The sequence below is a fragment of the Cetobacterium sp. NK01 genome, assembly GCF_024506395.1.
Lineage (GTDB): Bacteria > Fusobacteriota > Fusobacteriia > Fusobacteriales > Fusobacteriaceae > Cetobacterium_A > Cetobacterium_A somerae_A.
This window is the reverse complement of the sequence record NZ_JANIBO010000003.1, coordinates 86349-100579: the sequence shown is the minus strand read 5'-3', so window position 1 is coordinate 100579 and position 14231 is coordinate 86349. Positions and strand designations below refer to the sequence as shown.

Annotated in this window: 14 protein-coding genes; 8 read left to right on the top strand and 6 right to left on the bottom strand. The window is 26.0% G+C overall.

What is annotated here, in order from left to right; genetic code table 11:
* Window position 1: 1 nt before the first annotated feature.
* The 4 genes from NON08_RS12590 to NON08_RS12575 are packed head-to-tail and all read right to left on the bottom strand — an operon-like array spanning window position 2 to window position 2905.
* Window positions 2-1165 carry a TrbI/VirB10 family protein gene (locus tag NON08_RS12590; RefSeq protein WP_256691963.1) on the bottom strand — a complete coding sequence of 388 codons (1164 nt, stop codon included), beginning with the start codon at window positions 1163-1165 and terminating at the stop codon, window positions 2-4.
* A gap of 4 nt (window positions 1166-1169) precedes the next feature.
* Window positions 1170-1940: a TrbG/VirB9 family P-type conjugative transfer protein gene (locus NON08_RS12585; RefSeq protein WP_256691962.1), complete on the bottom strand. Its 771-nt coding sequence runs from the start codon at window positions 1938-1940 to the stop codon at window positions 1170-1172.
* A 1-nt stretch (window position 1941) separates the two neighbouring features.
* The gene (locus NON08_RS12580; protein ID WP_256691960.1) at window positions 1942-2598 is read right to left on the bottom strand and encodes a type IV secretion system protein; all 657 of its coding nucleotides are present in this window, start codon (window positions 2596-2598) and stop codon (window positions 1942-1944) included.
* Window positions 2591-2905: a TrbC/VirB2 family protein gene (locus NON08_RS12575; protein WP_256691958.1), complete on the bottom strand. Its 315-nt coding sequence runs from the start codon at window positions 2903-2905 to the stop codon at window positions 2591-2593. The genes NON08_RS12580 and NON08_RS12575 overlap by 8 nt, the downstream gene beginning before the upstream one ends.
* A gap of 335 nt (window positions 2906-3240) precedes the next feature.
* Here NON08_RS12575 and NON08_RS12570 point away from each other — a divergent pair, with 335 nt between their 5' ends.
* Window positions 3241-3474, top strand: coding sequence for a hypothetical protein (locus NON08_RS12570; protein WP_256691957.1), 234 nt, complete (start codon window positions 3241-3243; stop codon window positions 3472-3474).
* A gap of 36 nt (window positions 3475-3510) precedes the next feature.
* Here NON08_RS12570 and NON08_RS12565 read toward each other — a convergent pair whose 3' ends face one another.
* Window positions 3511-3981, bottom strand: coding sequence for a hypothetical protein (locus NON08_RS12565; protein WP_256691956.1), 471 nt, complete (start codon window positions 3979-3981; stop codon window positions 3511-3513).
* Window positions 3968-4537: a lytic transglycosylase domain-containing protein gene (locus tag NON08_RS12560; RefSeq protein ID WP_256691955.1), complete on the bottom strand. Its 570-nt coding sequence runs from the start codon at window positions 4535-4537 to the stop codon at window positions 3968-3970. The genes NON08_RS12565 and NON08_RS12560 overlap by 14 nt, the downstream gene beginning before the upstream one ends.
* A 263-nt stretch (window positions 4538-4800) precedes the next feature.
* Between NON08_RS12560 and NON08_RS12555 the strand changes: the two genes are divergently transcribed.
* The 7 genes from NON08_RS12555 (at window position 4801) to NON08_RS12525 (ending at window position 14231) form a co-directional block, all read left to right on the top strand.
* Window positions 4801-7014: a MobA/MobL family protein gene (locus tag NON08_RS12555; protein WP_256691954.1), complete on the top strand. Its 2214-nt coding sequence runs from the start codon at window positions 4801-4803 to the stop codon at window positions 7012-7014.
* Window positions 7015-7493: 479 nt separating this feature from the next.
* Entirely contained in the window at window positions 7494-9290 is a 1797-nt protein-coding gene (locus NON08_RS12550) for a hypothetical protein (RefSeq protein WP_256691953.1), read from the top strand.
* Between the two features lie 9 nt (window positions 9291-9299).
* Window positions 9300-9998, top strand: coding sequence for a ParA family protein (locus tag NON08_RS12545; protein ID WP_256691952.1), 699 nt, complete (start codon window positions 9300-9302; stop codon window positions 9996-9998).
* The gene (locus NON08_RS12540) at window positions 9998-10672 is read left to right on the top strand and encodes a hypothetical protein (RefSeq protein WP_256691951.1); all 675 of its coding nucleotides are present in this window, start codon (window positions 9998-10000) and stop codon (window positions 10670-10672) included. The genes NON08_RS12545 and NON08_RS12540 overlap by 1 nt, the downstream gene beginning before the upstream one ends.
* 47 nt (window positions 10673-10719) lie before the next feature.
* Window positions 10720-11184: a thermonuclease family protein gene (locus NON08_RS12535; protein ID WP_256691950.1), complete on the top strand. Its 465-nt coding sequence runs from the start codon at window positions 10720-10722 to the stop codon at window positions 11182-11184.
* A gap of 20 nt (window positions 11185-11204) precedes the next feature.
* Window positions 11205-11360 carry a hypothetical protein gene (locus NON08_RS12530; protein ID WP_256691949.1) on the top strand — a complete coding sequence of 52 codons (156 nt, stop codon included), beginning with the start codon at window positions 11205-11207 and terminating at the stop codon, window positions 11358-11360.
* Window positions 11361-11756: 396 nt separating this feature from the next.
* Entirely contained in the window at window positions 11757-14231 is a 2475-nt protein-coding gene (locus NON08_RS12525; RefSeq protein WP_256691948.1) for a hypothetical protein, read from the top strand.

Here is a 14231-nt window from a genome sequence, read left to right as displayed (position 1 = left end):
CCTACTTATATGGTGTTAAGATAATGTCACTATTTACAATTACATTGAATCTACTTCCTGGAGCTACCTCAATAGTTGGCTGGATTCCTAAAATCTTATTGGCCACAGTGTTTCCAATAGAGATAATCTGCTCACCGCCACCTTGAGCTGCAGCTACTCGCCAATCATTGTCATCATATCTATCATTTGTAACAATAGCTCCTCCAGCTCCCAAAATAGAGCTAAGTACAACAGCTTGAAAAAGTTTAAAAGTATGGTTATTTACTTTTCCAGTTACCCCTGCATACCCTGACAAATCAACTCCTGGAAAGTTCTCTAAATTTAAAGAGTTACCATTTGGAAATATTAGTCTTTGCCAAACAATAAGGATTCTTGATTGGCCAAAAGTTATAGCACTGTCATAAGTTCCCACTACTCTAGTTCCCTTTGGAATAAGAAGATAGTTACCTGAAACTGTATCGTACACATCTTCACGGATATTCCCTGTTATAGTTCCAGGTAGATCTGAATTTATCCCACTTATCATAATTCCAGGCAAAATAGATCCAGCCTTAATCTCATAAGGAGAGAAAGAACTCATCTCCTCATATGGGTTGTAATTTTTTCTTCCAGGTTCAGAGTTTAAAAAGGCTTTTTTCTCTTGCTGGTCATTTGAAATTTGCCCGTTACTGCTGTTTTTGCCACCTTCTAAAGATATATTCATATCCTGCTGGTTTCTATTTTCATCTTGAAACCCTATATTAGCTTTTCTAGCTGCTATTTCATCCTGCACCAATCGTTCATAGTAACGTTCTCTTTGTTCTTCATAGGGATTAGGAGTATTTTTAGCAGGTGGTGGTATTATATTTTGATTCTCACTGCTACCTATTTCAGGTTTTGTCTCAGTTTTTTCAGATTCTATCTTTAATCTTTTTATCTCTACTCCGTCATATCCAAGAAGTAGATTCAGATCCTCAACACCATCCTTTCTTACACTATCACTTTCTATACTCTCTTTCGCTTCAGCTTTTGCCACCTTTTTCTTAGGTTTTTTTAAAGCTTCATAAAATCCATAAGTTATAGCTACCACAAGAAGAATTGCAGCTCCTATTGCCACCTCTTTTTTTATCTTCTCTTGAGGTTCAGGTTTTTCAACTTTATCTATCTCTTTCTCCTTTTCCTCCATACAGTCACCTTCTCCTTATAGTAATCTCTTTTTCCCCAACTCTTAAAACACCCTCTTTAAAAGTTCTATCTACAATGAGATAATTCCCCTTTACACGATAGTTTACAAGAAGAAGTTTCTTTCCATCCTTAATGTAAAATGATGGTAACTCTTGAAGATTACTGTTCATAACTAAAAAGGTTTTCTTTCCATCATCAAAAATCACAGATGGAACAAAGGAGTACTTCTTAGTGTTCACAGAATACCTGTAGTTTAAATTTCTTGGGTCTGTTAAAGTCATCTCCTCTTCACTTTGAGCTTTCACTATATTTTTCATAATATCATCTTGTGGATAAAGCCATTTAACCACAGGGTTATACCACTCTTTAGCTGAGTAAAGATTTATGTTATATGTTCTTTTATTTGTATTTATAACAAGATTAGTTTTTAAACCTAATGAAAAAGGTTTTATATATATAACTGTTCTTTGCCCCTCACTAGAACCTGTAACTGCACTAGCTTTTGACCATCTAGCTGTATCTCCTCCAGCCACATAGGTTACCTCCTCACCAGGCTGAAGAAAAATTGTTGTTAGATAGTTAACTCTACAATATATTGTGTACATTGAGTTTTCATTATAAACAAACTCAGTTTGTATATTTGCCTTAGCCTCTTTTATTCCAGAAACAATAATAGCGTTGGCACTTGGTGATATCTCTTTTAAAAACTTTTCGTTACTTCCTAGGGCCACACTACAAATCAAAGCTACCCCTATTAAAGTTTTACATACTCCCATGTCACTTCTCCTTTGAGATAGAAAAGTCCGTTACCATAATTCCTAAAGGATTGTTATCAATCTCCTCCAGGGTTTTTGGCTGTTTTTTATCTAAAGTAAAAATTCCAATTAGGTTTTCTTTAGATACAACCTCTCCATTTTTATCGTAAATCTTCTCTTCCCATCTCACTTGATATGAATTTTTTGTTCCTGAAATCTTTGTAAAAGAGTTAATGAAAACATCTCTTGATAGAAACATCTCAACCATCTCACTAAGCTTCTCTTTTTGAATTAAATCTCTATACTTTTTCTCTGAAAATCCATTTAGAAAAAATAGATTTTTTTTAAAATTTCTTCCAACTAAAACCTTATCTCTTGGGACGCTTCTCATATCTCTTAAAACCTCTTTTAAAAAATAACTTTGAGCCACCTCATCAGGAACATATTTAACCTCATAAGCTGTATTTATAGCTTTTGCATTTCCTGTACTATCCACTTCAATAACATATGGAATAAGGCTTGATCTTGTAGAGAGATAAAAAGTTATTGATAAGGATACTGCTAAAAGAATCAAAGAGATAAAAGACAATAACTTCCAAGTATGAATAGTTTTAGATTGTTTCATATAAAAGTCCAAAAACTCCTCCTTTGCCTTTTCATACCCTATCTCTTTATCCAAAAGTAACTCCTCCTGTTATATTAAATACGTTACTTACCAAAATAGAAGCGCCACCTACAATAGCCAGAGCTGCCACAATCTTTATAGATTTTCCCATCATGCTACCACCATCAGAAAAAGCCCAAGTAAGCCCAGCCACTGCGATAGATATTAGAGCCACCGCTAAAGCCACCGGCCCATTTACAGATTTTTGAATTACACTTGCAGGCTCCTCCCATACCATATCAGCATTAGTTGAAGCAAAAGATACAACTGAATTAAAAAAATACAATGCCATTCCCACAACTACTCCATTAAACTTTTTCATTTTAAACCTCCTTGAATTTTTATAAACAAAAAAGCCCATGAAAAAAGCAAATGATAAATTATCATCTACTTAAATTCACGGACTTTGGGTGCTCCATTTGGCCATAAAAAATTATTCTTTTTTAATTAAAGAAAACTAAAGACATTTGGGGACTCCATTATTCTTTAAATTTCATTTTATTTCCTTAGTGAACTTATTCCAAACTTGATTTATTTTTCCTTTTTTTAACAAAAAAAAAAGATATTAAAAAAATTACTGTATATCCAAAATAATATATTTTAATAAGTTTTATAAGTTTTAGTTCTAAAAATAAAATATTCTTAAGGAGTGATTACATGAAAGAAAAGAATAAACATCTCTTAAATTATGAAATTAATGAATTAAAATTTTTAGAAGCTTTATCTTTAGGAGTCACATTTAAAACTACTCATAAATTATTCCATGCCAAGCAATTTGGAGATAGAAAACATTATGAACAAACATTTCAATACGAACTCTATTCTGAAGGTTTTTTTGATTTAAATAAATCAGAACTTTTACGCCTTGGTATAATTAAAATAAAAAAATAACTAAAAATTATAATTATACAAAAACCTCTAGAAAGACTAGAGGTTTTTTATATAATTCTTTATTGTTTTAAGTTCGTTTGTAGTTAAATCTTGAAAAAGTTTTTTCTTAAATTTTTCCTGTATATAAACTCCTAAATCTTGATTTTTAGATTTAAATATATTTACTAGTTCTAATAACTCTTTAATCTCCTCTTTTCCAACCATATCATTTTCTTTATTTTTAAAACTCTTTCTTTTTTCTAAGATACTCTCACCTATTCCAAAATATTTATCTCTATTTTTTAAAAAAATCTCCTTATTTTCATGTAAAAATCCAAGTAATGCTTCACCACTTTCTTTTTCTAAATTTTCTATTTCGAATAAAGCTCCTAGCATTATAAGATTTCTAGCTCTTTTTCTTCTTTTCTCTCTACTTTCATTGGACATATATATTTTTTTATCTCTTTCTAATTTTTGAAGCTTTTCTTTTTTCTTTTGAATCTTCCTATTTAAACTATCTATCTCCATCTTTTCCTCCAAATTTAAAGCTACTCTCTTGAAAAGAAACTGGATTAAAAATATATTTTTTATTAAAACTTCCAGTATATATTTTTAAAACTTCTGAAATATAGTTATCTGTCTCTGTAAAAGGTGGAATACTTTCATATTTTTGAACATTACTATGCCCTGCATTATAACTTGCTAAAGCTAAAGCTATATCATTATTATTTAGTTTTAAACATCTTGAAAAATATCTAACTCCTGCTTCAATATTTGATGAAACATTAAATGGATCTACTTTAAGTTCTTCTGCTGTTTCAGGCATAAGTTGCATTAATCCAATTGCTCCTTTCTCTGACACAGCATTATGGTTAAAGTTACTTTCAACTTTCATAATAGAAACTACTAGTGCTGGATCAATCTCATATTTACTTGAAAATCGAATAATATCCTCATAGATAAATTGAGCATTCTCTAAATTAGAGATATTTTTAAAAATATACTTTTCTAAAAGTTCATCCTCTGAGAAAATAGTTGAAAATACTAAACAAAACAATAAAATAAAATTACTTCTATAACTCATTGACTCCCCCTTTTAAAATTTAATAATTTTATGCTTTTTATTCCAAATATAGAGCATTTCCTTTTTTAAAAAAATAAAAATCAAAGAAAAAATAGAAAAAAATAAAGAAATAGAGTGTTTGCATAGTATAACTACCCAACAGAAGTCACCAAAGTGCACGCTTAATAGTTTCTAACATTTGCCTTGGCAAATTGCTAGAAACTGCGTGTTTAAAGAGGTTTTCTGACCTTTCAGGTGTCTTCGACTTTGGAGGAGGTGAAATCATGGCAAATTATCATTTGAATATATCTTATGGTAGAGTTGGAAAAGGTGGGCCACATATTGACTATATTTTAGGACAAAATAAATATGCTAATAAAGAAAATGAGATTAAATACACTAATCACAATTTGCCTAATTGGTGTAAATCTCCTAAAGATTTTTGGGTAGCTGCTGATAACAAAGAAAGAGTCAACGGTACAGTGTATAAAGAGATTAGAATATCTCTTCCTAATGAACTGTCTCATGAGAAGAATATTGAGCTTTTAAATGAGTTTATAGATACCATTTTAGAGGGGAAATACCACTATTCTGTATCTATTCACAGTAAAGAAAGTTCATACAAAAAAGAGATTTTAAATACTCATGCTCATATAATGTTTTCTCCAAGAGAACTTGATGGAATTGAGCGAAATAAAGATATTTTTTTTAAAAGAGCTAATGCTAAATCTCCAGAACGTGGAGGTTGTAAGAAAAATACAAGTTGGAATAATATAGAAAAGTTATTAGAGATAAGAAAACTTTGGGAAGATATACAAAATAAATATTTAGAAAATGAAAAAAGTAATGAGAGAGTTTCATGTGAAACTTTAGAGAAACAAAGAGAGATTGCTTTAGAAAAAGGAGATATTTTTTTAGCTAAATCTTTAGATAGAGACCCCGTTCAAATAGATGGTTATCTATTAAAAAAATCTAAAGATAAATTAAATAAAATGGATAAAGATAAAATAGAATATTTTAAAATAATTAGAGAAATAAAAGAATTAAAAGATGAAATTCTAAAATTAGAAAGATTAGAAGCTGAAAAATCTTTGAAAAAAGACACAATAAAAGAGATTGATTTAGAGTTAAATAGCTTTAGTGATAGTAAATACCAAGATATTTTAGACACTCATGAGAAGTTAGAAGGAATTAATGTGCAAATCTTAAAAGTTGAACATGAGCTTTTAAGCAGTTTTAATATGGAAAAAAATAGATTAGATTCTTTAAATCTATTATTGAAAAATTTAAACAATGATAAACTTAATTTAGAAAAGTATTTGGATCAATTTGAAGAAACAATACAAGAGAATGAGTTTAAAGTTTATGCAGAAGAAAAATTAAAAAATAGTTTCAATACTATGTTTAATATATTTAATCAAAGTAACTATGAAATAAAAAAAGCTGAGAAGATCTTAAAAAATATTCCAAGACAGTTGGAAAACTTAGAAACTACAAGTTTAAATATTCTGACTAAAGGTGAGTACTCTAAGTTAAAGAGAAAATTGGATTCTAATGAATTAAACTTAATGATATATAAATCTGGTTATAAGTATAAAGATGGTAGCGAGAAAAAGTTAAATTTCTTTAAAAAAGAGATTGAGAGATTAAGCGAGTCAAATAAAATAATTTTATCTCAAATTGAGAAAATAAAAAGCGATTATTCCACTTCTGAAATGAAAAATAAAAAGATTAGAATTGAAAAAAGTATAGAATCAAAATTACTAAAAGAAAAAGAGTTGCAAGAATCTATCCTGTTAGATAGAAAAATAACCGTTGAAATCCTACGTAAAACTCTTTTTAAGGTTGATGATACTATTTTTGAGTGTTATTTATCCAAAATGAAGTCAGAAAGTCTTAAAATCAATTTAAAAGCTTCAAAGTCATCTGAGATTTATAATTATTTTAAAAATATGAAATTTGAAAATATAGAACGCTTAGCTTTAAACAATTTAAGTAAGGGAAGATACTTTAAAGCTATGAAAGAATATGGAGTTTTAGATAAAAAAAGAATTGAGTTACAAATAAAAAGAGATTCATACTCAACTCTATCTAAAAAGTTATTACATTTAGGGGCTTTGTCTAAAGTAAATAGAGAACTTAAAAATGTTAATGCGTCTCTTTTAAAATTAGAAAAAGAGTTTAAAGAGATTCAAAGATCAATTGATGATAAAAAACTTCATGAAGAAATATCTAAAATTAATAATTTAAGAAATAATATTGCTGATAGGTACTCTAAACAAAGTGATATGTTCAAAGAGAAATCTAAGCTTAATGAATTTTTTATTAAAGAGACAAATAAGCTAAAAAGAGATTTAGATTTTGAAAAAGATATATCTAATAGATTTACTAAAGCATCTTTAAAAACAAATTATATTAATTTAAGAGGAAAAATCTTAGGTAACTATTTAGTTGATTTTGAAATAGAGAAAAAGAAAAGTTTTGAAATGGATTTTTAAATTTTATATTAAAATATTTTAGTGTTAAAAATTAGATCGTTTATTTTACTTTTAAAACTTATTTTAAAAATTATACGTTGTTTCTTGTTGTTTTTTTGTTATATATTGTTTTTTTGTTATGTACAAAAAATACATATGTATTTTCTCTATTTTGTTATTGATTTTATTGACTTTTTTGTCGATATTAATAATCCAAATTAACAAGGGTTATAATCCAAATTAACAAGGGTTATAATCCAAATTAACAAGGATAACCATCCAAATTAACAAGATATATAATCCAAATTAATAAGGTATATATTTATTATATATAATTTTTCCTAATGAATAAGGTATATTTTTCCTAAAAACTCTATATTTTTTGATAAATATATGCTATTATATAGAAAATTCTTAATGAACAAGATATAGTTTGATGAAATTTTATAACTTATACCTTGTTAATTTGGGTCTTTTTTATATAAAACAAGGAGATAAATATGTCTAAAAAAATAAATGATTTAATTGAGACAGATGGAACAGATTTTATAGAAACAATAGATACAGGCCCCACATATTACTTGGAAGAAGATATATCTATAGATGAACGATATATAAAAAATAAAGCTTTAGTACGTATGGATATGAACATAGTACAGTTTCCAATTTTTAGTAAAAATACAAAAAGAAAAAAGAACGAAATAACGACTTATTTTTTCAATAAGAACCGAGATACCTACATTACAGTTAAACCATCGAGTGGAGAGTTAATTCCAGGAGAAGGAGAAGAAAGAGTTTTTATTGCCCTAATGAAATTAATGAAAGAAAAAGGTATGACGCAAGAATTTATTGTTACTGCTAAAGAGATAAAAGATGCAGTAAAAACTCATTCCAATAATTATATTAGTGAAATAAAAAGAGCATTGTTAAGATTATCTGAAACTAGTTATAATTTTAAAAATACAATGTATTCTAATGAAATGAATGCTATTTTAAAAGAAGAAGTGAGCACACCAATATTGACATTTAAAGCAAAAAAATTAGATTTGTCAGGAAATGAAAATATAAAAAACACAATAAAAGATGGGCGTATTAGAGAGGTTTATATTATAAGAATTTCCGACCACTTTTACAAAAATATCGTGAAAAGAGGTTATTTAGTATACGATTCAGATATTCTTTTAGATATAAACTCTAGTGTTTCAAGAACATTATACATGCTTATTGAAAAAATAAGATTTGAAGAATTATATGTTAGAGAATCAGTTTTTGCGTTAATAAAAAAAATCCCTTTAAAATATGAGAAAAAAACTTTATCTACAACAATAAAAACTTTAGAAAAAGCTTTTAATGAGTTAAAACAAAAACATCTTATAAAAGATTTTAAATTTATCAAAACGTCAACGTGGCTAGAATCAGATGTTGAAATATATTTTGATGAAACTCATAATATTTTAAAGCAAGAGAGATTTGATGAAGATAATAAAGATCTTAAAAATATATACAATAATCTAGCTATAAGTTTTACAGAGAAAAATATAGAAGAGATAAAACCATCAATTGCTGTAACAAGTGAAATGATATTTGATATTTTAGAGAAAATGCCATCTAAAGCTAAAAATTTGAAATCTATGCCTAAAATTATAAAAGATACAATAGAAAACTATGGTTATGAAAAAGTTAAAGCTACAGCTATCTATATGTCCAATCAAAAAAAAGTGACTAGTCCTAGAGCATATTTTTTAAAAGCTCTTGAAAATAATTGGGCTGATGATATTTTAATTAAAGAAAGTAGCGAAAGATCATCTGCTACTATAGTTCAAAAAGAAGAAGTGAACAAAATAGATGAAATAGATGAGAGTATAGTTAAATTTTATAATGATTCACCTGATAATATAAAAAAAGATATTGAAGAAAAAACATATCGAGAGTATATTAAAGAGTGTGGACAAGAAACAAAAATTCAACAAATGGCATTTAGTGTTGCTAAAAATAGTTTAATTTACAAGTATATCGAAAAAAATAATTTACATAAAGTTAAAAAAGTAGAAATTCAAGATATTCAAGAGGTTCAAGAAAAAAAGGTTCAAAATAATGATAATTTAGTTTTAGAGTTGGAAGTATTTAACGATATAATAAATAAAAGTATCGATATGTACAAAATGATTCTTAATTTAACAGATGAAAAAATTATAGAAATTAAAAGAGAAACTTTAAAAGAATTAGGGACTAAATTTATTCTAAAAAAACTTACAATAGATGAGATAAATGAGACCATCGCAGAGAAACTGAAATAGGGAGGAAATATGGGAAAAGTTATTACAATAAAAAATAATAAGGGTGGAGTTGGTAAATCATGGCTTACTTTGCAATTAGCTCATATCCTTTCAAATATAGAAAATAATAAAATACTAGTTTTAACGTCTGATTCACAAAACAATGTTATGTTATATGCAGGTGTTGATGTTGAATTTGATGAGGGGTTAGAAAATTGGTTAGATAAAGGTGATGGAGATATGATAGCTTTAAGAGAGAATTTATATTATATTCCATTAACAAGTAGTAATTTTAAAAGGGGATTTGATAAAAAATTAAAAATATTAATTGAAAAGTTAAAAGATGAATATGATTATATTTTAATAGATTCAGTTCCAATACTAAATATAGATAGTTGCTTTTTAGAACTAGCAGATAGTATAGTAATACCAACAATGCTTGATACCGCAAGTTGTAAAGGAATCTTGAATTTATCAAATGAAGTAGATTTAGCGAAAGTAAAAGCAATAGTACCAAACAAATTTTCTAAAACAAAGTCAGAGAAATTTTGGAAAAATATATTAGGAGATTTCTTAAAAGGGAACTCAATTTATTTTGCTGAACCTATACCTCAAATGGCATTTTTATCTGAATTAACACATCAAGGAAAAACTATTTTAGAGAGTAGTTCAAAAAAAATAGATGAAATACAAAATAATTTAATAGAAATTGCTAGGGTGGTGTCTTAATGAAAAAGATTAATGTAAAAATAGCAAATAAATTAGGAGAAAAATTTAAAGAAACTAATATTCCAAAAGCTAATATAGAAACAACAGAGATAGTTGAAATTAAAGAAAAATATAATCCAATATTAAATTATGATGAGTTTGAGCTTGAAAATACACAGAAAGAACAAATGATTCTATTTGAAGAGAAAGCAATTCATCATGCAAATGAACTTTCTAAAAATACTATAGCCTTATCAAAGATATTTTATGAAGCTCAAAAAACATTAGCATCTGCAAAGACAGGATCATTTGTAAAATGGTTTGAAGTATTGGGGTTTAAAAAAGATTTTGTATATATGCTTCTTAAAAGAAATGAATTATTTATGGAAGTTGAGAATGAGAGAATATTTGAAATACCAGAAAAAGCTATAAAAACTATTTCTAAAATAAAAGATAAAGTAGATGTTAAAGAAATATTAGAAATTGTAAATGCTGAAAAGCCAGTATTAGTAGCAAAAGAGATTGAAGTTAATCTTTCGGGTAACCCGAAAGATAGAATACCCGAAATTGAAGAAGCAGAAATTTTATATAATGATTTTGATAAAATTACAAAGATTGAAAAAAAGATAGCTGAATATTATCAAAAGATAAAAGAATTAGAATACGAATTAAGTATTTTAAAAAAAAGTAAATAATAGAACTATAAAAATAAAAAGTAAGTTTATGGATGGAGGTTAAAATTATGAAAAAAATAATTATTTTATTAATAGCATTTTTATTAACTACACTGTCTTTTGCTTTTTCAGGAAAAGTAATAAAAGTTACAGATGGAGATACGATAACTGTTTTAAAAGATGGAGAAAAAGTTAGAGTTAGATTTTATGGAATTGATGCTCCAGAAAAAAAACAAGAGTATGGAATAAAGTCTTTAGATGTTTTAAAAAAGATGATAGATGGTAAAATTGTAGAGATTGATGTTAAGGATAAAGATCAATATGGAAGAGTTGTTGGAGAGGTTTATTATAACGGAAAAAATGTAAATCTTTACATGTTAGAAACAGGAAATGCTTGGTGGTATAAGCAGTATTCTAAGAAAAATTTAGAATTTGCTGCTGCTGAAGAAAAAGCTAAATTAGAAGGGTTAGGGTTATGGAAAGAGAAAAATCCTACGCCACCTTGGGAGTTTAGAAAGAAAAATAAAAAATAATATTGATGGGGGCATTAATTTTGTTAAATTTAGAAACAGAAAAACTGATTAGAAAGTTTTCTACCGAAATAGATGAAAAATTAAAAAAGTATGGATTTAAAATTGAAGATATAACCTTTGATGCTCAAAAGGAACAAAAAGAAGAGGTTTTAAAAATAAAAATAACTAAAAATTAAAATAAGTTAAAAAATATTTTAAAGATTATAACTTTCTGTAATAGTGTTAAACTATTATGGGAAGTTATTTTTTATATTAAATTAATGCTGACTTTTACAGAGTAATATTAATTTAAATAGAAAATAAGAGAGTGAAAATAATATTAAATCAATTGAAGATAATATTCAGTGAATAGATTTTTCACAAGATTTATTTTTTGAAGAAATTTTAAAAAAAATTAAAAATATTTCAAATAGATATATTGATTTTGAAATGATATAATTAAATTCATAGTTAAAAACTACTTCTTTCTCGGAGAGGTATTGGTTAATTGAATAACTATTATACCTCAAAGGATTGGAGCAGTTTCAATAAATTTTAAGTTAACAGAAACATAATAATAAAGAGGGGGAAACATGAAGAATTTACTAAAAGAAATAAATTATTCATTGTATGTATTTGTTTTGTTAATAATAAACACAATTATTTTATTAATTGACAAAAGATTAAATTTAAATATGAATAATATTTTAGAATTTATTATTCTGGGAGATTTTTTTCTTGTAATGCTAAAAAATAACTTAGAAAATATTAAACAAAAGGAAGAAATTTTATTGAAATTAGATTTAGAAAAAAATAGTCTTCAAGAAAATTTAAAAGAAGAAATATTAAAGTTATCAAAAGAATTAGAAGAAACAAAAGAGATTCATTTAAATAGAATATCAGAGGTATCAAGAAATTTAAGTGAAAACTTAGAAAATACATCAAAATTATTAAATGAAAATATATCCAAAACAAAGTTAGAAGTATTAGATTCAACTTCTAAGTCAGAAAAGGAACTGAAAGAGATAATAGAAAAAGATAAGAAAGAAATTTTAACAAAGCTAGATGTAGAAAGTAGTAATCTTCAAGAAAATTTAAAAGAAGAAACATTAAAATTATCAAAAGAGTTAGAAGAAACAAAAGAGATTCATTTAAATAGAATATCAGAGGTATCAAGAAATTTAAGTGAAAACTTAGAAAACACATCAAAATTATTAAATGAAAATATATCCAAAACAAAGTTAGAAGTATTAGATTCAACTTCTAAGTCAGAAAAGGAACTGAAAGAGATAATAGAAAAAGATAAGAAAGAAATTTTAACAAAGCTAGATGTAGAAAGTAGTAATCTTCAAGAAAATTTAAAAGAAGAAACATTAAAATTATCAAAAGAGTTAGAAGAAACAAAAGAGATTCATTTAAATAGAATATCAGAGGTATCAAGAAATTTAAGTGAAAACTTAGAAAACACATCAAAATTATTAAATGAAAATATATCCAAAACAAAGTTAGAAGTATTAGATTCAACTTCTAAGTCAGAAAAGGAACTGAAAGAGATAATAGAAAAAGATAAGAAAGAAATTTTAACAAAGCTAGATGTAGAAAGTAGTAATCTTCAAGAAAATTTAAAAGAAGAAACATTAAAATTATCAAAAGAGTTAAAAGAAACAAAAGAAATTCATTTAAATAGAATATCAGAGATATCAAGAAATTTAAGTGAAAACTTAGAAAATGCATCAAAATCATTAAATGAAAATATATCTAAAACAAAGTTAGAAGTATTAGATTCAACTTCTAAGTCAGAAAAGGAACTGAAAGAGATAATAGAAAAAGATAAGAAAGAAATTTTAACAAAGCTAGATGTAGAAAGTAGTAATCTTCAAGAAAATTTAAAAGAAGAAACATTAAAATTATCAAAAGAGTTAAAAGAAACAAAAGAAATTCATTTAAATAGAATATCAGAGATATCAAGAAATTTAAGTGAAAACTTAGAAAATGCATCAAAATCATTAAATGAAAATATATCTAAAACAAAGTTAGAAGTATTAGATTCAACTTCTAAGTCAGAAAAGGAACTGAAAGAGATAATAGAAAAAGATAAGAAAGAAATTTTAACAAAGCTAGATGTAGAAAGTAGTAATCTTCAAGAAAATTTAAAAGAAGAAACATTAAAATTATCAAAAGAGTTAGAAGAAACAAAAGAGATTCATTTAAATAGAATATCAGAGGTATCAAGAAATTTAAGTGAAAACTTAGAAAACACATCAAAATTATTAAATGAAAATATATCCAAAACAAAGTTAGAAGTATTAGATTCAACTTCTAAGTCAGAAAAGGAACTGAAAGAGATAATAGAAAAAGATAAGAAAGAAATTTTAACAAAGCTAGATGTAGAAAGTAGTAATCTTCAAGAAAATTTAAAAGAAGAAACATTAAAATTATCAAAAGAGTTAGAAGAAACAAAAGAGATTCATTTAAATAGAATATCAGAGGTATCAAGAAATTTAAGTGAAAACTTAGAAAACACATCAAAATTATTAAATGAAAATATATCTAAAACAAAGTTAGAAGTATTAGATTCAACTTCTAAGTCAGAGAAAGAAATAAAAGAAAAGTATAATTTATTAGAGAAAAATTATAATAAAATTTTAGAAAAACTAGAAAATTTCGTAAAAAATTCTTCCATTGAAGCAACAAAACAAAATTCTAAACCTAAAAAATTAAATGGAAGAGTAGAAGAAGGAAATCTAATAAAAACTTATTCTGAAGATCTTGTAACTGAATATTTAGACAAATCAGATAATACCGTAACTAAAATTCAATATAAGCAAAATAAAGTAGTAAAAACAGAAACATATGATGTAAATAAAAAATTAATAAATACTATGATATATGATAATAATGAGAACTTTCTTCAAGGTGAGATATATGAAAATGGACAGTTAGTAACAAAATTAAAATATAAAAATGGTGAAATAATTGAAAAAATAGAGTATACTCAAGAAAAAGGAAGAAAAAAAGAGGAAATAATAAAATATGATGGCAATGGTAAGGTAATAGGGAGGATATAA

What these genes read in the sequence shown, in the direction of transcription:
- NON08_RS12590 (WP_256691963.1), bottom strand. Translation starts at nt 1,165, where the DNA reads ATGGAGGAAAAGGAGAAAGAGATAGATAAAGTTGAAAAACCTGAACCT.
- NON08_RS12585 (WP_256691962.1), bottom strand. Translation starts at nt 1,940, where the DNA reads ATGGGAGTATGTAAAACTTTAATAGGGGTAGCTTTGATTTGTAGTGTG.
- NON08_RS12575 (WP_256691958.1), bottom strand. Translation starts at nt 2,905, where the DNA reads ATGAAAAAGTTTAATGGAGTAGTTGTGGGAATGGCATTGTATTTTTTT.
- NON08_RS12570 (WP_256691957.1), top strand. Translation starts at nt 3,241, where the DNA reads ATGAAAGAAAAGAATAAACATCTCTTAAATTATGAAATTAATGAATTA.
- NON08_RS12565 (WP_256691956.1), bottom strand. Translation starts at nt 3,981, where the DNA reads ATGGAGATAGATAGTTTAAATAGGAAGATTCAAAAGAAAAAAGAAAAG.
- NON08_RS12560 (WP_256691955.1), bottom strand. Translation starts at nt 4,537, where the DNA reads ATGAGTTATAGAAGTAATTTTATTTTATTGTTTTGTTTAGTATTTTCA.
- NON08_RS12555 (WP_256691954.1), top strand. Translation starts at nt 4,801, where the DNA reads ATGGCAAATTATCATTTGAATATATCTTATGGTAGAGTTGGAAAAGGT.
- NON08_RS12550 (WP_256691953.1), top strand. Translation starts at nt 7,494, where the DNA reads ATGTCTAAAAAAATAAATGATTTAATTGAGACAGATGGAACAGATTTT.
- NON08_RS12545 (WP_256691952.1), top strand. Translation starts at nt 9,300, where the DNA reads ATGGGAAAAGTTATTACAATAAAAAATAATAAGGGTGGAGTTGGTAAA.
- NON08_RS12540 (WP_256691951.1), top strand. Translation starts at nt 9,998, where the DNA reads ATGAAAAAGATTAATGTAAAAATAGCAAATAAATTAGGAGAAAAATTT.
- NON08_RS12535 (WP_256691950.1), top strand. Translation starts at nt 10,720, where the DNA reads ATGAAAAAAATAATTATTTTATTAATAGCATTTTTATTAACTACACTG.
- NON08_RS12525 (WP_256691948.1), top strand. Translation starts at nt 11,757, where the DNA reads ATGAAGAATTTACTAAAAGAAATAAATTATTCATTGTATGTATTTGTT.